At 56.6% G+C, this 16,775-nt stretch carries 21 protein-coding genes, 5 pseudogenes and 1 other annotated feature; of the genes and pseudogenes, 14 read left to right on the top strand and 12 right to left on the bottom strand.

Annotated features, from left to right (window positions below; genetic code table 11):
- Nucleotides 1–45: 45 nt before the first annotated feature.
- Nucleotides 46–216, bottom strand: a complete 171-nt coding sequence (locus P5704_017230) for a DUF2933 domain-containing protein (GenBank protein WOF81270.1) — start codon at nt 214–216, stop codon at nt 46–48.
- A gap of 585 nt (nt 217–801) precedes the next feature.
- On the opposite strand from P5704_017230, the gene P5704_017225 reads away from it, so the two are divergent.
- From P5704_017225 to P5704_017215, 3 genes are all read left to right on the top strand, one after another.
- On the top strand, nt 802–1,479 hold the full coding sequence (locus P5704_017225; GenBank protein ID WOF77766.1) for a heavy metal response regulator transcription factor: 678 nt from the start codon (nt 802–804) through the stop codon (nt 1,477–1,479).
- A 38-nt stretch (nt 1,480–1,517) separates the two neighbouring features.
- Nucleotides 1,518–2,855, top strand: coding sequence for a heavy metal sensor histidine kinase (locus P5704_017220; GenBank protein WOF81269.1), 1,338 nt, complete (start codon nt 1,518–1,520; stop codon nt 2,853–2,855).
- A gap of 185 nt (nt 2,856–3,040) precedes the next feature.
- A complete protein-coding gene (locus tag P5704_017215) occupies nt 3,041–3,370 on the top strand; it encodes a four-helix bundle copper-binding protein (protein WOF77765.1) in 330 nt (109 codons plus the stop codon).
- Between the two features lie 217 nt (nt 3,371–3,587).
- Here P5704_017215 and P5704_017210 read toward each other — a convergent pair whose 3' ends face one another.
- The 3 genes and pseudogenes from P5704_017210 to P5704_017200 all read right to left on the bottom strand — a co-directional run bounded on the left by P5704_017210 (nt 3,588) and on the right by P5704_017200 (nt 5,163).
- A complete protein-coding gene (locus tag P5704_017210; GenBank protein WOF77764.1) occupies nt 3,588–3,887 on the bottom strand; it encodes a hypothetical protein in 300 nt (99 codons plus the stop codon).
- Nucleotides 3,888–4,317: 430 nt separating this feature from the next.
- Nucleotides 4,318–4,695, bottom strand: a pseudogene (locus P5704_017205) (transposase).
- 33 nt (nt 4,696–4,728) lie between these two features.
- Nucleotides 4,729–5,163, bottom strand: coding sequence for a mercury resistance transcriptional regulator MerR (locus tag P5704_017200; protein ID WOF77763.1), 435 nt, complete (start codon nt 5,161–5,163; stop codon nt 4,729–4,731).
- A 71-nt stretch (nt 5,164–5,234) separates the two neighbouring features.
- On the opposite strand from P5704_017200, the gene merT reads away from it, so the two are divergent.
- The 6 genes and pseudogenes from merT to P5704_017170 all read left to right on the top strand — a co-directional run bounded on the left by merT (nt 5,235) and on the right by P5704_017170 (nt 8,551).
- The gene (merT, locus tag P5704_017195) at nt 5,235–5,585 is read left to right on the top strand and encodes a mercuric ion transporter MerT (GenBank protein ID WOF81268.1); all 351 of its coding nucleotides are present in this window, start codon (nt 5,235–5,237) and stop codon (nt 5,583–5,585) included.
- A gap of 12 nt (nt 5,586–5,597) precedes the next feature.
- A complete protein-coding gene (gene merP, locus P5704_017190; protein WOF77762.1) occupies nt 5,598–5,873 on the top strand; it encodes a mercury resistance system periplasmic binding protein MerP in 276 nt (91 codons plus the stop codon).
- A gap of 71 nt (nt 5,874–5,944) precedes the next feature.
- Nucleotides 5,945–7,630 carry a mercury(II) reductase gene (gene merA / locus P5704_017185; GenBank protein ID WOF77761.1) on the top strand — a complete coding sequence of 562 codons (1,686 nt, stop codon included), beginning with the start codon at nt 5,945–5,947 and terminating at the stop codon, nt 7,628–7,630.
- Nucleotides 7,631–7,647: 17 nt separating this feature from the next.
- Nucleotides 7,648–8,013: a mercury resistance co-regulator MerD gene (gene merD / locus P5704_017180; protein WOF77760.1), complete on the top strand. Its 366-nt coding sequence runs from the start codon at nt 7,648–7,650 to the stop codon at nt 8,011–8,013.
- Entirely contained in the window at nt 8,010–8,246 is a 237-nt protein-coding gene (merE, locus tag P5704_017175) for a broad-spectrum mercury transporter MerE (GenBank protein ID WOF77759.1), read from the top strand. The genes merD and merE overlap by 4 nt, the downstream gene beginning before the upstream one ends.
- Nucleotides 8,243–8,551 (top strand): annotated as a pseudogene (locus P5704_017170) (EAL domain-containing protein). Before merE ends, P5704_017170 begins: the two are co-directional and overlap by 4 nt.
- Here P5704_017170 and P5704_017165 read toward each other — a convergent pair.
- From P5704_017165 to P5704_017145, 5 genes and pseudogenes are all read right to left on the bottom strand, one after another.
- Nucleotides 8,547–8,948: pseudogene (locus tag P5704_017165) on the bottom strand (IS5/IS1182 family transposase). The pseudogenes P5704_017170 and P5704_017165 sit on opposite strands and share 5 nt — an antisense overlap.
- A gap of 31 nt (nt 8,949–8,979) precedes the next feature.
- Nucleotides 8,980–9,276 (bottom strand): MbcA/ParS/Xre antitoxin family protein, encoded by a 297-nt coding sequence (locus tag P5704_017160; protein WOF77758.1) that lies wholly within the window; start codon nt 9,274–9,276, stop codon nt 8,980–8,982.
- A gap of 64 nt (nt 9,277–9,340) precedes the next feature.
- Nucleotides 9,341–10,165 (bottom strand): inositol monophosphatase family protein, encoded by an 825-nt coding sequence (locus tag P5704_017155; GenBank protein WOF77757.1) that lies wholly within the window; start codon nt 10,163–10,165, stop codon nt 9,341–9,343.
- Nucleotides 10,165–10,467 carry a hypothetical protein gene (locus P5704_017150; protein WOF81267.1) on the bottom strand — a complete coding sequence of 101 codons (303 nt, stop codon included), beginning with the start codon at nt 10,465–10,467 and terminating at the stop codon, nt 10,165–10,167. The genes P5704_017155 and P5704_017150 overlap by 1 nt, the downstream gene beginning before the upstream one ends.
- Before the next feature lie 90 nt (nt 10,468–10,557).
- Nucleotides 10,558–11,424: pseudogene (locus tag P5704_017145) on the bottom strand (helicase-related protein).
- Between the two features lie 62 nt (nt 11,425–11,486).
- On the opposite strand from P5704_017145, the gene P5704_017140 reads away from it, so the two are divergent.
- Nucleotides 11,487–12,640 (top strand): IS3 family transposase gene (locus P5704_017140; GenBank protein ID WOF77756.1). Its coding sequence is split into 2 segments (ribosomal slippage): nt 11,487–11,733 and nt 11,733–12,640, totalling 1,155 coding nucleotides; the frame shifts between segments, so codons are not numbered across the junction.
- On the opposite strand, the gene P5704_017135 is transcribed toward P5704_017140, so the two are convergent.
- Entirely contained in the window at nt 12,615–13,121 is a 507-nt protein-coding gene (locus P5704_017135) for a DUF6088 family protein (GenBank protein WOF77755.1), read from the bottom strand. The two genes, P5704_017140 and P5704_017135, sit on opposite strands and share 26 nt — an antisense overlap.
- A 166-nt stretch (nt 13,122–13,287) precedes the next feature.
- Complete coding sequence (locus P5704_017130; protein ID WOF77754.1) at nt 13,288–13,578, bottom strand: helix-turn-helix transcriptional regulator; 291 nt, start codon at nt 13,576–13,578, stop codon at nt 13,288–13,290.
- 104 nt (nt 13,579–13,682) lie between these two features.
- On the opposite strand from P5704_017130, the gene P5704_017125 reads away from it, so the two are divergent.
- Nucleotides 13,683–14,129, top strand: a complete 447-nt coding sequence (locus P5704_017125; GenBank protein ID WOF77753.1) for a hypothetical protein — start codon at nt 13,683–13,685, stop codon at nt 14,127–14,129.
- A 181-nt stretch (nt 14,130–14,310) separates the two neighbouring features.
- Nucleotides 14,311–14,580: an antitoxin Xre-like helix-turn-helix domain-containing protein gene (locus P5704_017120; protein ID WOF77752.1), complete on the top strand. Its 270-nt coding sequence runs from the start codon at nt 14,311–14,313 to the stop codon at nt 14,578–14,580.
- Between the two features lies 1 nt (nt 14,581).
- On the opposite strand, the gene P5704_017115 is transcribed toward P5704_017120, so the two are convergent.
- Nucleotides 14,582–15,804, bottom strand: a protein-coding gene (locus P5704_017115; protein WOF77751.1) for an IS3 family transposase whose coding sequence is annotated in 2 segments (ribosomal slippage) — nt 14,582–15,519 and nt 15,519–15,804 — 1,224 coding nt in all. Because the reading frame shifts where the segments join, the coding sequence is not laid out codon by codon here.
- Nucleotides 15,410–15,526 (bottom strand) — a sequence feature (AL1L pseudoknot). (Overlaps the previous gene by 117 nt.)
- 50 nt (nt 15,805–15,854) lie before the next feature.
- Here P5704_017115 and P5704_017110 point away from each other — a divergent pair.
- Nucleotides 15,855–16,085, top strand: a pseudogene (locus P5704_017110) (hypothetical protein).
- A gap of 128 nt (nt 16,086–16,213) precedes the next feature.
- Complete coding sequence (locus tag P5704_017105) at nt 16,214–16,447, top strand: hypothetical protein (GenBank protein ID WOF77750.1); 234 nt, start codon at nt 16,214–16,216, stop codon at nt 16,445–16,447.
- Nucleotides 16,448–16,775 lie beyond the last annotated feature (328 nt).

Below are 16,775 nucleotides of genomic sequence, written 5' to 3'. Positions count from 1 at the left end.
TAGCCTGATGCCGGTCGTGGTTGCTGGAAGAATTGTGCATGCCATTTACTTCCTATCTTTGTCCTTGGAGACACGGGTGGGATTGGAATGGCCACCATGGTTGTGACCAAACAAATGGAGCAACGGGCAAAGCAGCAAGATTATGTATGGCAGTCCCTGCAAGAGATGACCGTAATGCTCGCGTGCCAAGTAGAAAAAACCGATTATTGCCAGCATTAAGAGCGCTACGCCGGGTCTAGTCTTCCAAAAAGATATTTCATTATTCCGATGAAGATGGCGGTGATACACGGCAGTGACCTCCAGTGCTGGTATTTTTAGTACGTTGCGTCAGCATGAGCCGCTCGTCCCGATAGATATAGCATGCCAACTAAGGAGATTAACGGATCCTCACCTTGCCGACCCTCCTTGCTTGATAGCCGACTGATGGATGTCGCGCCCAATCTAAGCATTGAAAGAAACTCCGTGCAGAGGAATGAATTAATTCACTTCAAGTTCAGAGGTGCGCACACTTAAATTACTATCTGTAAGGCTCGCCCGCCTGATCAGATCACCAAAAAAAAAAGGCGCCGTTGAGGCGCCATTAGGCCAAGGGAGCAATGTGGAAGGCCTGGAAAAACCAGCTGCTAGCATTCTTAGAGTCACTGCTCATATTTTGCTCGAACATAGATTCCGACTTATGTGAAACACTATCACCTCCGCCTGTCAGCGAGCTGATTTGTACGTTACATTTTTGTAAGCTTCTAGATGGCGGCCTCGTTAACCTGCACACTGAGTCGAAACAAACTTTCGGAATCTGCCTGCATGAAATTACTGGTCGCTGAAGACGAACCCAAAACTGGTTCTTACCTGCAACAAGGACTTACCGAAGCTGGATTTACCGTCGACCGGGTCACGACTGGCACAGATGCGCTCCAATATGCGCTGAGTGAGGTTTATGACCTTTTAATCCTTGACGTGATGATGCCAGGGTTAGATGGATGGGAGGTGCTACGCATGGTCAGATCAGCAGGGCACGAAATACCCGTACTGTTCTTGACCGCACGTGATGGCGTGGAAGACCGCGTCAAAGGCCTGGAGCTGGGCGCGGACGACTACCTGATTAAGCCGTTCGCGTTCTCCGAACTTCTGGCAAGGGTCCGGACATTGCTTCGCAGGGGCAGCGGCTCCCCCACCCAAACCACCGTGAAAATTTCAGATCTCGAAGTGGACCTGCTAAAGCGCCGCGCCGTTCGTGCTGGGAAGCGAATTGATCTGACGGCGAAGGAATTTTCACTGCTGGAATTGTTGATGCGCCGACGCGGCGAGGTGCTTCCGAAGTCTCTGATTGCATCTCAGGTATGGGATATGAACTTCGACAGCGACACCAACGTTATCGAGGTCGCGGTACGCCGTCTGCGCGCAAAAGTCGACGACGACTTCGAGCACAAACTGATCCATACCGTGCGTGGCATGGGCTATATGATGGATGCACCGGAGTGAGACTGCGTCACCTTTCGCTGACCGCCCGAATGAGTGTCATGTTCATGTCTGTGGTGGTTGTAGTTCTCACCATAGCTGGGCTGAGCTTCAATTTGCTTAGCCAGCATCACTTCGAAGTGTTGGATCGGCAGGCCTTGGTGGAGAAGCTCGAATCGACCAAGAAAATTTTCAATAACGTACGCAGCAGCGCAAACCTTGCTGAGGAGCTACCGCAGTTGCGAGCTCTGCTAGGTGCCCATCATGATTTAGCGGCGACCATCTTGAGCGAAGATGGCAGAGTGCTCTTTTCTGATCCCAAGACAGTCGACGTCCCGGAAAGCTATAGGGACGCAGAACAGCAGAATATGTGGGAATGGAAATATGCCGGCCGCCTGTATAGAGGATTGACTGCCCGAATCTCGGTAGCAGACCAGCCCGAACCACTTACAGCACTGTTGATTCTTGATGTCACTAACCACGCGCATTTCTTTCAGACTTTGCAGCGTTGGTTCGGCGTTGGATTAAGCGTCAGCGCTCTAATTAGTGCTGCGCTTGGCTGGATGGTAGTTAGAAGCGGTCTCAGGCCTCTGAGGCAAGTTACCCATCTCGCCGCATCGATGTCAGCAAGGTCGTTGCAGGAACGAATGCCGCTTGAACCGATACCGCTTGAGTTACAGCAATTGGTTCTGTCCTTCAATGCGATGTTAGGTCGCTTGGAAGATGCCTTTGTTCGGCTTTCCAATTTCTCGGCGGACATTGCTCATGAACTGCGAACCCCTGTTAGCAACCTCATGACCCACACCGAGGTGGTGCTGACCAAAAAGCGGAATATTGATGCTTATGAGGAGAATCTTTACTCCAATCTAGAGGAGTTGAAGCGTATGTCACGCATTATTGACGACATGCTCTTTTTGGCCAAATCCGACAACGGCTTGATTATTCCCGAACAAGCGTCTATCGAACTAGCTGATGTCGTTGCTAAACTGCTTGCGTATTACCACTTAGTGGCTGACGAACGCGATATCCGTCTCTCAGTCTCAGGCGCAGGAAATGTGCTGGGAGATAAATTAATGATTGATAGAGCGGTCTCCAATTTGTTATCCAACGCGCTGCGTTACACCCCGGTAGGGGAAACTATTTCTGTAACGATTCACGAGGCGGAAAGAACGGTAACCCTCAGCGTCGAGAATCCCGGAGGGACGATCGAGCCCGAGCACCTGGACAAGCTCTTTTATCGCTTCTATCGGGTCGATCCTGCCCGGCGCGAGGGTAGTCCAAGCAACGCTGGCCTCGGCTTGGCTATTACCAGATCTATTGTTGAGGCCCATAAAGGCAGAATCTGGTGCACCTCATTAGACGGCGTGACGGGCTTTCACATGGAATTTCCCCGCCAATAATAAAATATCGAATAAAGGTAAATATTTTAAAATCAGCCGCATAGCGATCATAAGGGACCTTACACGATTGTAATGTTAACCATTGGAACGGACGAACTCTGAATATGTCGGATTTATGAGCTGCTAGAGGATCACCTCAGGCCAGCTCAAGACTATACGCTAAAATACGAACTTTGGAGGAAGTCATGACTGAAACAATGTTCAATAGCTGCATTCAAGCTTGTTCTAACTGCGCTCTAGTTTGCGAAGCATGCGCATCTGCCTGTTTACTTGAAGACGACGTACAAACGATGGCCCGTTGCATTGAGCTCGACAGAGATTGTGCTGACATATGTGCTCTGGCAGCCAGACTCATGAGTCGCCAGAGCGAGTTGGCTAAAGAGTTCTGTGCATTGTGTGCAAAAATTTGCCGAGCCTGCGGTGAAGAGTGTGCCAAGCATCAGATGGATCACTGCCAAGAGTGCGCGAAAGCCTGTATGAAGTGCGCTGAGGAATGTGAACGTATGGCTGTATAACCAGCAAGCCGCTTTCCTGCCAAGATGGTATCTTATGGACTTGGTAGGAAAGCGCTTTTATTCAGTGGCAGGACACCTACGCTCTACCCACTGAAATGACGCCTTGGCTTCTATTGTTACTCTTGTGCAAAAAAGAATGCCATTTGAAAAATCAGTCATAAGCCAATCGTAACGATCATACAATTGGCTTATATCGTATTAATTCCCTTATAAATAATTAACCGTTATTGATGCCAACTGGCGCGCTACGGAACTCCACTGAGTGGACAACTCCATCAGGAGTACGAATTTTGATTTCGTATGGCTGCGCACGATAGCTTGGCCAGCCTAGAATACTATCTTCGCCCATTGGCGTCACACTTAGTACATCACCGCTTTCAAGAAGAACCTTTAAAGCCTGTCTACCCTCGACTGCAGCATAGTCATGCTGCATCGTTGAGTTTCTATCAACCTCAGCCATTGCGAAGGAGGAACTTACGGCTATGCCAACAGCAAGAACTGCCGCAAATTTTTTCATCGTTAACACCTCTTGGTCATTGATGTTGGATAGTTTAAAGGTGTCAACCTTACACAAAGCTGAGTCTTATATTACATTAATGCTAAGCGGAGCTTACGTGTGATGTGCTCTTAACCTCATCACTTGCACTGAAAAACAGCAGAAATTTTTGTTCGATGGCTGCTGCTCGTGGTCTTCAAATTCCGGCAGCAAGAAGCGGATACTCGAACAAGGCGTAGTTCCCCCAAGCGCAACAGAATCTCAAGACAACACTAGCATTTATGCCGTGAGCCAATTTATTCTAGGGATGGTCTGAAGTAGCCCTGTGTTTCCGGCCGACTTCTGCCCTTGCCAATTTTAGAAGCGGCGATTCGACCAAAATCGATCAAGTCATCCGCTCATTTCTGAGTTTTTAGCCGCCGCGAACACCTCTCAGCGGCCATTTCCCACATTACAGGCGCACCTCTCCTGCATTCGCCAGCAAATGCCGGCGCGCCATCCACAGGTTCGACAGGGCAAACAATGTCACCAGCTGCGCCGTGTTCTTCGCCAGGCCACGGAAGCGTGTCTTCACATAACCGAACTGGCGCTTGATCACCCGGAACGGGTGCTCGACCTTGGCGCGCACCTGGGCCTTGGCCTTCTCGATCTTGCGCTTGGCTTTGTACAGCGCGCTGCGCTTACTCAGCTTCTTGTACGTACTGCGGCGGGCCGCGATCTGCCAGATCACCTCCCGGCCTTCATGTTCCGGGCGCTTCTCGACGCCGGTGTAACCCGCGTCGGCACCCACCATGTTTTCCTCACCGTGCAGCAGCTTGTCGACCTGGGTGGGGTCGTCTCAGAAAACGGAAAATAAAGCACGCTAAGGCATAGCCGAACCTGCCAAGCTTGCTCCACCCTGTAGTGACGCGATCAGCGGGCAGGAAACGTTCCCCCTTCGCGCATGGCAGGCGCACACCAACTCAGACAGCACGGCCTCCATGCGCGCCAGGTCAGCCATTTTCTCGCGCACGTCCTTGAGCTTGTGCTCGGCCAGACTGCTGGCTTCCTCGCAATGGGTGCCATCCTCCAGCCGCAGCAGCTCGGCGATCTCATCCAGGCTGAAGCCCAGCCGCTGGGCTGATTTCACGAAGCGCACCCGCGTTACATCCGCCTCGCCATAGCGGCGGATGCTGCCATAGGGCTTGTCAGGCTCCAGCAACAAGCCCTTGCGCTGATAGAAACGGATGGTCTCCACATTGACCCCGGCCGCCTTGGCGAAAACGCCAATGGTCAGGTTCTCCAAATTGTTTTCCATATCGCTTGACTCCGTACATGAGTACGGAAGTAAGGTTACGCTATCCAATTTCAATTCGAAAGGACAAGCGCATGTCTGAACCAAAAACCGGGCGCGGCGCGCTCTTCACTGGAGGGCTTGCCGCCATCCTCGCCTCGGCTTGCTGCCTCGGGCCGTTGGTTCTGATCGCCTTGGGGTTCAGCGGCGCTTGGATCGGCAACTTGGCGGTGTTGGAACCCTATCGCCCCATCTTTATCGGCGTGGCGCTGGTGGCGTTGTTCTTCGCCTGGCGGCGCATCTACCGGCAGGCAGCGGCCTGCAAACCGGGTGAGGTCTGCGCGATTCCCCAAGTGCGAGCTACTTACAAGCTCATTTTCTGGATCGTGGCCGCGCTGGTTCTGGTCGCGCTCGGATTTCCCTACGTCATGCCATTTTTCTACTGATCGGAGTTCACCATGAAGAAACTGTTTGCCTCCCTCGCCCTCGCCGCCGTTGTTGCCCCCGTCTGGGCCGCCACCCAGACCGTCACGCTGTCCGTACCGGGCATGACCTGCTCCGCCTGCCCGATCACTGTCAAGAAGGCGATTTCCAAGGTCGAAGGCGTCAGCAAAGTTGACGTGACTTTCGAGACACGCCAAGCGGTCGTCACCTTCGACGATGCCAAGACCAGCGTGCAGAAGCTGACCAAGGCAACCGCAGACGCGGGCTATCCGTCCAGCGTCAAGCAGTGAGTCACTGAAAACGGCACCGCAGCACAACGGACGTCATTGTCTGGCGCCACAAACGATAAAGGATCTGTTGCATGACCCATCTAAAAATCACCGGCATGACTTGCGACTCGTGCGCGGCGCACGTCAAGGAAGCGCTGGAAAAAGTGCCAGGCGTGCAGTCGGCGCTGGTGTCCTATCCGAAGGGCACAGCGCAACTCGCCATCGTGCCGGGCACATCGCCGGACGCGCTGACTGCCGCCGTGGCCGGACTGGGCTACAAGGCAACGCTAGCCGATGCGCCACTGGCGGACAACCGCGTCGGACTGCTCGACAAGGTGCGGGGATGGATGGCCGCCGCCGAAAAGCACAGTGGCAACGAGCCCCCGGTGCAGGTAGCGGTCATTGGCAGCGGTGGAGCCGCGATGGCGGCGGCGCTGAAAGCCGTCGAGCAAGGCGCGCAGGTCACGCTGATCGAGCGCGGCACCATCGGCGGCACCTGCGTCAATGTCGGCTGTGTGCCGTCCAAGATCATGATCCGCGCCGCCCACATCGCCCATCTGCGCCGGGAAAGCCCGTTCGATGGCGGTATTGCGGCAACTGTGCCTACGATTGACCGCAGTAAGCTGCTGGCCCAGCAGCAGGCCCGCGTCGACGAACTGCGGCACGCCAAGTACGAAGGCATCCTGGGCGGTAATCCGGCCATCACCGTTGTGCACGGTGAGGCGCGCTTCAAGGACGACCAGAGCCTTACCGTCCGTTTGAACGAGGGTGGCGAGCGCGTCGTGATGTTCGACCGCTGCCTGGTCGCCACGGGTGCCAGCCCGGCGGTCCCGCCGATTCCGGGCTTGAAAGAGTCACCCTACTGGACTTCCACCGAGGCCCTGGCGAGCGACACCATTCCCGAACGCCTTGCCGTAATCGGCTCGTCGGTGGTGGCGCTGGAGCTGGCGCAAGCCTTTGCCCGGCTGGGCAGCAAGGTCACGGTCCTGGCGCGCAATACCTTGTTCTTCCGTGAAGACCCGGCCATCGGCGAGGCGGTGACAGCCGCTTTCCGTGCCGAGGGCATCGAGGTGCTGGAGCACACGCAAGCCAGCCAGGTCGCCCATATGGACGGTGAATTCGTGCTGACCACCACGCACGGTGAATTGCGCGCCGACAAACTGCTGGTTGCCACCGGTCGGACACCGAACACGCGCAGCCTCGCGCTGGACGCAGCGGGGGTCACTGTCAATGCGCAAGGTGCCATCGCCATCGACCAAGGCATGCGCACGAGCAACCCGAACATCTACGCGGCCGGCGACTGCACCGACCAGCCGCAGTTCGTCTATGTGGCGGCAGCGGCCGGCACCCGTGCCGCGATCAACATGACCGGCGGCGATGCGGCGCTCGACCTGACCGCAATGCCGGCCGTGGTGTTCACCGATCCGCAAGTGGCGACCGTGGGCTACAGCGAGGCGGAAGCCCACCACGACGGGATCGAGACCGACAGCCGCACCTTGACCTTGGACAACGTGCCGCGTGCGCTCGCCAACTTCGACACACGCGGCTTCATCAAGTTGGTTATCGAGGAAGGCAGCCATCGGCTGATCGGCGTACAGGCGGTCGCGCCGGAAGCGGGTGAACTGATCCAGACGGCGGCTCTGGCCATTCGCAACCGCATGACGGTGCAGGAACTGGCCGACCAGTTGTTCCCCTACCTGACGATGGTCGAGGGGTTGAAGCTCGCGGCGCAGACCTTCAACAAGGATGTGAAGCAGCTTTCCTGCTGCGCCGGGTGAGAAAAAGGAGGTGTTCAATGAACGCCTACACGGTGTCCCGGCTGGCTCTTGATGCCGGGGTGAGCGTGCATATCGTGCGCGACTACCTGCTGCGCGGATTGCTGCGCCCGGTGGCGTGCACACCAGGCGGCTACGGCTTGTTCGATGATGCCGCCTTGCAACGGCTGTGCTTCGTGCGGGCGGCCTTCGAGGCGGGCATCGGCCTCGACGCGCTGGCGCGGCTGTGCCGGGCGCTGGATGCGGCGGACGGCGACGAAGCGGCCGCGCAGCTTGCCCTGCTGCGTCAGTTCGTCGAGCGTCGGCGCGAAGCGTTGGCCGATCTGGAAGTGCAGTTGGCCACCCTGCCGACCGAGCCGGCACAGCACGCGGAGAGTCTGCCATGAACAACCCCGAGCGCTTGCCGTCCGAGACGCACAAACCGATCACCGGCTACCTGTGGGGCGGACTGGCTGTGCTGACTTGCCCCTGCCACCTGCCCATCCTCGCTGTCGTGCTGGCCGGCACAACCGCCGGTGCTTTCCTCGGCGAGCATTGGGTCATCGCGGCGCTCGGTTTGACCGGCCTGTTCCTTCTGTCCCTGTCGCGGGCGTTGCGGGCATTCAGGGAAAGAGAATGAGCGCTTTCCGGCCGGATGGATGGACGACGCCGGAACTGGCCCAAGCGGTCGAGCGCGGGCAGCTTGAACTGCACTACCAGCCCGTCGTCGATCTGCGCAGTGGTGGGATTGTCGGCGCGGAAGCCCTGTTGCGCTGGCGTCATCCGACGCTTGGACTATTGCCACCGGGCCAGTTCCTGCCCGTGGTCGAATCGTCCGGCCTGATGCCTGAAATCGGCGCTTGGGTGCTGGGCGAAGCCTGCCGCCAGATGCGTGACTGGCGAATGCTGGCATGGCGACCGTTCCGGCTGGCCGTCAATGTAACGACAAACCGCGGTCGCCCAGATAACCATTGATCACCGCCAGAATCCCAGCCGCCAATTCGTGTTTCTCCAGCAAGCGACGGAAGTTGAGGATGGTGGTTTCGTCGGGAATGCGTTCCAGGCTCAGCCCGGCAAACTGGCGCAGGATCGTGGTCTCGTACAACGCTTCCTCCATCGCCGGATCGCTGTAGCCGAACCAGTTCTGCATCAGGTGTACGCGTAGCATCGCCATCAGCGGATACGCCGGACGGCCGCCTTCACCCTTGGGGTAGTGCGGCTCGATCAGGGCAACCAAACCCGTCCACGGCACCACCTGATCCATCTCGATCAGGAACAACTCCTTACGGGTCTGCTTGCGCTTACCGGCGTACTCGGCGTCGGCAAAGGTCATCTGCTTCATCGGGAAACTCCGGCAACGGGATCGGCGTATTTCACCAGAAACGGGAAGTCTTCTTCAGGATTTCCCTAAGCACCTGGCGAGCGCCGATCTCGGTATCGCAAAGGAATATCGGCATTTTCCCACCCAAGGCATCGTTAACTGTGGTCATCCATGAGATTGCAACGGCTTTGTCTTCGAAAATTTCTTCGGCTATGACTGCTACTTGGGAAAGACGGTCTTGCTTCGTCGCGACAAGGGGATTCATCGAGTCGACAGATATCGGGTTTTCGGGCTTTTTGATCAGTCCTTTGAGTGCTGTGACGCTTTGATCCTCGGCCGGCTTATCCACAGATGCTATCTCCTTGGGCAGAAGGAAAAACTCACCACGAATAACCCACCCTCGCATACACGACCTACAGCACATAACCACTGCCTTTCAGCGAATGCCATGGCCGGCCAAGCAGTTCTGAGCACGCTGCCTGCGCGCCACCGAAGCAGAAATTCAAACTTCGAGTGAATGCTTGTGGTGATGCGTATCGCACCGACTCACCTTTCTCATTCCAGATATCGCCATTGACCGCCCGCAACAAAGCATGACCCGCAACCAGGTCATGGGGCGAAACGCTGTAGAGCGATACGGCAGCAACACCATCGCCTGCGGCAACACGCGCAAGGCGGTAAGCAATGCTTGGCATCGGGTGGAAAATAGCCGGGTGGCAAAGCAAAGCATTCTGCTTGGCTTTTTGGGTGCCCCCATAACTGACCATTACCGCTGTCCCCGGTGCCAAGATCGCAGATTGCAGGTCATTATTCACGGGACGACCATTACGCAGTAAAGCCGGTGCACCCTCAGCCCATGCTATGCAGTCAGGACCACTAGGCGTGACGGGGGCGTAAACCACGCCCAGCACTGGCGTTGCGTTATGCAGCAATCCGATAGAAATGGCAGAGCCCGGCCGACGATTGAGGAAGTCGCCTGTTCCATCATTGGGGTCAACAACCCAACTAAATGGGTGGCCTGATAGCTCGCAGCCCGTTTCTTCTCCGACAAAATCGCAATTAAGGATGTGCTTCAGTCGCTGTCGCAGAAGTACCTCGATTTCAACATCGACGTCTGCCTTAAAGCCACTGCCCCTTGGGCCGTCTGGTCTATTAAGCTCTGACTCAATAAGTCGGCCTGCTTCGTAAGCAAGCTGCATGACGGGTTCAAGAAGATCGCTCAGCCGCAGTCCTGTCATCAGCTCTTTTCCCAGTAGTTACCCTTGCTGACCAAGCCAAAATCCTCAGAGGAAAATGGCTGCTCATCATCGAACATGCCATTGACCATACACTCCCGACGCAATCCACTCAGCACCCTGAAAAAGCAGGGCTCGCAGAGATGCACCCGATAGTGCTTTCCGTCATGCTGTGATCCATATCCCCATTGGGCTTCAAGCTTGCCGTATTGAAGGCCATAGCCAGGGATACGAGTTCCAGAGCGGCACACGTCGCAGATCACATCCTCAACGACATCGACCAATGCCTGCGACCTAACCTCCATACGCACCTCACGATTACGTTCCACGCGGCACCGGCCGGTTATGGATTCATGCACACCGGCATCATTCGAGCAGCCTCGACTGGCTGAGCATCAGAAACAAGCCAGTAGCTGCTGCCGGTAATGCTGGGAAAAGCTGACCTGGTAAGCGGGCTCATTTGCAAAGCCACCCAGCGAAATGATGTTCGTAGCCTGCGACCCAATACCAGGTTCTGCGCCACCTAACCCAGCATCGCCGATACCCTTGACATGGCCCGAAGCACCCATCGGTTCAGGCCTTGAGTCTGGATTAAATCCAGGCATCTGCACATCTCTCAAAACCGCTAGGTCATCCGGCAAATCATCTGCAATTCGCTCCGCAAAGCCCTGAAGCGTCGGTTCTGCCAGCATGAATAGCCATGCCTGGTCATCCGACTCACCTGTGCGTCGCAGTACCCGTCCCAGCACTTGCCGGTAATGCAGTTCGGTGCGGATACGGCTGAGATAGCAGCACACTTGCAGGCGTGGAATGTCGGTGCCTTCACTGATCATTCCTACGGCGACAATCCAGCGGCAGGTGTTGCTGCGGAATGCATTGATCACCTGCTGCGCATCCGGGGTTTTGTTGGTCACGATACGGCACTCTTCACCCATTGCTTCCAGAGCCTGGGCTATTTGCTGAGCGTGTTCGATGTCGGTAGCCACCACCAAGCCGGCGGCGTCAGGCTTGATCTGGCGTAGCTCGTTGAGCTTGCTGTAGCCAAGGTCGAGGATTGGATTGATCACCTCGTCATGGCGCAGCAGTTCCTCATAGGTGACAGGTGACTCCCCCAAAAGCTTGGCGATGCTCGGAAACAGCCTGACGGAGCTATCCGCGCCAAGTCCTTCAGTGAGTTTCACCTTCTGATTATCAAGCAACACAATGCGAGGGGATCGGCACACGCCGTCGGCAATGGCATCTTTCAAGCCATAACGGTAATCGGGTTCTACCCCGTTAGCACGGACACTTTCGAGTAAGCTCATACCGAGCTGAAGGAGTGTTCATGAAGCGCAAGAAATACAGTCCTGAATTCAAGCGGGAAGCCATCGAGTTGGTTCGTCGTTCAGGGGCGAGCTGTCGACAAGTGGCCCTGGAGATTGGTGTAGCTCCGAACCTGCTCACACGCTGGGTTCGAGAAGCACAACCAGGCACAGAAAAGGCCTTTCCCGGAACCGGTAGTCCGCGAGATGAGGAGCTGGCCCGCCTCAAGCGTGAGTTGGCCCGGGTGACCAAGGAACGTGATTTTTTAAGAGACGCGGCAGCGTACTTTGCCAGGGAATCATCGAGCGGTACACGGTGATCCAGCGCTGCCGCAACGAGTACCCGGTACGTCTGATGTGCCGTTGCCTGAAGGTTTCTGCCAGTGGCTATTACGCCTGGCAGGATCGTGATCCAAGCCCGCGAACTCAAGAGAATGCACGCCTGGTAAGGCGCATTCGGGAGATTCACGAGGACAGCCGTGGTGTGATCGGAGCGCCCCGGATGCACGAGGATCTGCTCGACGAGGGCGAAACCGTCAGCCTGAACCGCGTTGCTCGCCTGATGGCGGCTGAGCGAATTCAAGGTTGGCCACGCCGCAAGAGGCGTGGCTTTGGAAGAGTCGCCAGCGGGCGTCCAGCAGGCGTGAAAAACCTGCTGGAGCGCGATTTCACTGCGCAGGAACCGGAGCGCAAGTGGGTCACGGACATCACGGAAATAGCCACACTGGAAGGCAAACTCTTCCTATGCGTGGTGCTCGACTTGTACAGCAAGCTGGTGATCGGTTGGTCGATGCATCACCGTCAGGATCGGCAGATGGTGATTCGAGCGGTGGAGATGGCGATCTGGCAGCGCCAGGGTGACTGGTCAGTGATCCTGCATTCGGATCGCGGCAGCCAATTCACCAGTGCTGACTACCAGCGCTTTCTGAATCGCAACACGCTGGTCTGCAGCATGAGTGCAGTCGGGCATTGCGGCGACAACGCTGCCTGCGAAGGCTTCTTCGGTCAGCTCAAACGGGAGCGCGTTGCCCATCAGTCGTATCGAACTCGTGATGAAGCACGGGCGGATTTATTCGACTACATCGAGCGGTTTCATAACCCACGAATGCGTCGTAGAGTCGCCCGGCAAGATCTGAAGTTTTCAGCCCTTTTCAAACCGTCCGTGGAAATGGGGTAGAACCCGACAGCCCTTCTTTCCCGATGTAGTAGAGAGCAGTAAGCGCCACACCTACCGTCGTGCCGGCGTGCTGCAAGCGATCCTTGGATACGTGGCGGAGGCGAACCACCGCATTGCCAACCTTGATCTCGCGAGTAGATCCGCTGGTGTAAAAGGTCGGCAACACCTGCATCTGTGTGCTGAGGCCCAACCTCCGAACAGCCTCCGCGCCGTGTATCTGGATCGTCTCGCCGCTCGCCTTCGTGATGACCTCCATGACAGCCAGCGGACTCGGGCGCACCACCCTGCCGGTGTACTTGCTCATTTTGGGGCGCATGTAGACACCGCGAGCTACTCGCTCCAGCGTGCCTGATTGCACCAGCCTAGAAAGCGCTTTATCAATCGACGCACGGGAACCGATCTGCGCGAACACCGCGCCGGCAAAGGGCCTCCCCTTTGGCATGTGCTTGACTCGATTTAAAATAGCTTGTGCGACGGACATATGAGCCCCAAAAAGTCAGAATCCACATATTTTCTGACGCCCACAAAAACTATAAGCCCTGCCAAAAACGGGACCTCCAGGCCAGCCACAGGGCACAGAGGGACAGCAAGGTCAACACTCACTGTGCGGCCACGGAACCGGTCCCTCACACAGCCTCGCTGAGTAATCAGTCAGGTTCGACTAGAGCTCTCAACTCCTCACCAACCTTCTCCAGGAGCTGCTCAAAACTTTCAGGAGCTTCGGATCCAAGCAAGTAGGTCAGGGCCAAGAGGGTGACCGGATGAGTGTCGAGCACCGTGCAGAGGCTATCGAGCTTTTCGAGAGTCGGGCTCGTTGCCCCGCGCTCCAGCATGCTGACGAAGGTACGGCTGCTAACGAGCGAGAAATCTTCCTGCGCCAGCCCCCTACGGTGCCGCACGAATCTCAACGCTTTCCCGAACGAATCCCGGACTTCCATTTTGCTGCTCCGCAAAATGGAAAGATGAAGCGCGATTGAACAATATATGACTACAAAATATATTGTGCACCAATCAAACACAATTCTCATTAGGTGATTGCCGCGTGTTCAAGACCAGCCGAAATGCGGAGCTGCTCCCCGGACTCTCAACAGCGCCAGATGGCGTCCAGTTCTGGTCATATGTCGAGCTAGAGGTGACCTGGCTCTGGTTCTATTTGCAGATCGTTGAGGACGATGGAAACGAGGCCTTTCGAAGCATGCTAATGGTCCCGTCGGTTCCATTGCTGGAACAGGTCATAGCTGCGCAGACTGAGCACGCCTGGCTGGAGCAGGCGTATCTTGTGAATCCAGGGCACATGAACAAGGCTGGTCGTTGGATGATGGAGCCATTGCTGGAGATTAGCTCCATTCGAGACGCTCAAGGTAATGTGCTTGGGCATCAGTACAGAGTGGAAGGCGATCGCACGTACTCAACCTCAGCGAGTCAGCCTCTCGATACTCGGATGAGTACCCACGTGATCTTCTCTGCGGCATTGCATCTGCGAGGCTAGGTGCGTATTTCGGCCCATCGTGACCGGCCTTTTCGCTAACGCATGACCACTCATTTCGCTAACAACGTGACCAATTTCCAGCCTACTTCGAAACAGGCGGTCACGGTTTAGCGAAATACTTCCCCCCGTTGCGCATGACCTGACTCGACCGCCATGTTGCGTAGATACAGGAGCTACCACCATGCATGCAGCATCCAAAACCCTTGCATTCTCAAAGGATCAGGGCAGCGTGATTCTCCGAACGGCACTGAGAATCCTAGAGAAATGGAAGTCTACTACTGAGCAGGTGTGCAGTATTCTTCGTGTCTCGCGCAGCAGCATTTCCCATGCTCAGCAGGGCAAGGGCGTGGAACTCGACTTCGATCAACTGGAGCGGGCCAGCATCGTATTGAACTGCCACGCCAGCTTGCGACTGAACCGCCCCGGGAATTCCGGAGGCTCTTTGGTGTGAGTCATGCCGCTTGGGCCGACTCGGTAAGTTGCTGATAGTAGATCGCTTCGGCCTCTGCCGGCGGCATGTTCCCGATGGGCTCCAGTAGCCGTCGGTGGTTGAACCAGTCCACCCACTCCAGCGTCGCCAGCTCCACTGCCTCCCGATTCTGCCAGGAACGACGATGGATCACCTCGGCCTTGTACAGGCCATTGATGGTCTCGGCCAAGGCATTGTCATAGGAGTCGCCCACGCTGCCCACCGAGGGCTCGACCCCAGCTTCAGCTAGGCGCTCGGTATAGCGGATCGAGACGTACTGCACGCCACGGTCGCTGTGATGGATCAGGCTGCCCTGGCCGACCGGTCGGCGGGCATACAACGCCTGTTCCAACGCATCGAGAACAAAGTCTGTGCGGGCTGAGCTGGACACGCGCCAGCCGACGATACGCCGGGCGAATACGTCGATAACAAAGGCCACGTAGACGAAGCCCTGCCACGTGCTGACGTAGGTGAAGTCCGACACCCAGAGCGCGTTTGGCCGCTCGGCGCGGAACTGGCGATTGACCTTGTCCAGCGGGCACGGGGTGGCCTTGTCGCTGATCGTAGTCTTGACCGGTTTGCCGCGTACGACACCTTGTAGACCCAGTCGCCGCATCAGTCGCTCCACCGTGCAGCGGGCCACCACTACGCCTTCGCGCTTGAGTTGCCGCCAGACCTTGCGCACGCCGTAGACCTGGAAGTTCTCCTCCCAGACCCGCTGGATATGCCCGCTCAGTACCTCGTCACGCCGTGTTCGCGGAGAACGCCGCTCGGGAGCGGCCTGGCAATGTGCATGGGCGTAGTAGGTCGATGGAGCGATCGGCAGTACCCGGCAGATCGGCTCGACTCCATAAACCGCACGATGCTCATCGACGAACGCCTTTATGGCTTGAAGCGGCGGTCGAGCTCCGCCTGGGCAAAATACGCGGACGCCTTGCGCAGGATCTCGTTGGCCTGGCGCAACTCACGCACCTCACGTTCCAGCGCCTTGATCCGCTCGCGTTCGCTGCTGGTCTGGCCTTCACGTTTGCCAGTATCGCGCTCGGCCTGGCGTACCCAACGGCGCAGTGTTTCGGCGGTACAACCGATCTTGGCAGAAATCGAGCAAATCGCTGCCCATTCCGACTCGTGGTTGCCTTGATGCTCCAATACCAGTCGAACCGCTCGCTCGCGGACTTCCGGGGAGTACTTCGTCGTCGTCTTCATGGCTCCATCCTCTCAAGAGTTGGAGCCTCCGGGAAAGCCGGGGCGGTTCACGACTGGTCTTTGATAACCCTGAGAACGTCTACGGTTTTGCGGGCAAGGAAAACCACAACGATTTCTTTAATGGCCGTAAACCGTTGAAAATCATGGCGCAGGGCGACCTCATGTCCCTGTTCGAGACTTACAAGGGGATTGACGCCCTTTGTAGGGCTGGTGAGCTTAACCAAGAGGGGATAGGTCGAATGCAAACGGTGGTCAGCAACAAAGCAAGTGCTGATCAGTGAAAGAGGAACCCCGCCGCGTCAGGATAGTTGTCGTGTGAGCGTGTCATGCTGCCTTTGATGATTGCGGCAGTACCGCCTCCCGTTCCGGATTGGCGCAGCAAAAGACTTGATTCGAATTCGGAGGAAACATGGGTATTTCGTATTACCTTGCATGTTTGGAGACCCGGCAATATGTCTGGGTTGGCAGGCTTGAGCCACAGGGGGCGGTGCCGGTGGCGGACGCCGGAGGCTCCATCGCCATGTTCGCGCTGGAGAATCGGAACAAACCGTTGATCGTCGTGAGCGAAAGCCATCCGATCCTCGAAGAGGGAATGGAGTGGTCGCCGCCGGCAACGCAAGAAACGTGCAGGGGACAACCTTGACAAACCAAAGCCAACCGCATCTCCAGACACTCGTCGCATTTCCAATCATGGCACAGGTCGTCGATGGACAGCTTGAAGTGTTGGCGCTGATGGGAAATTGACCCAGTCGGATTGCTGATTTCTGCATCTGCAACTGTCGATAAGTTTATCAGCGCAGTTGCTTTTGAATCCTCCCTTCGATAGCCCAGTTCAGTTGTCGAAGACCTGCCACATCCACCGCTGGCATGGTGCACCAGACCATGCTTGAGCTGACGCAGCGGCGCTTGCAAATTGGCAAAAGGCACTCCGTTGTGCAGTGCCCCCCCGCCGCCCTCTTTAATACGAACAC

It is taken from the genome of Pseudomonas sp. FeN3W (assembly GCA_030263805.2).
GTDB classification, from domain to species: domain Bacteria; phylum Pseudomonadota; class Gammaproteobacteria; order Pseudomonadales; family Pseudomonadaceae; genus Stutzerimonas; species Stutzerimonas stutzeri_G.
The sequence above is the reverse complement of the archived record's forward strand: the minus strand, read 5'-3'. Positions and strand labels throughout refer to the sequence as shown.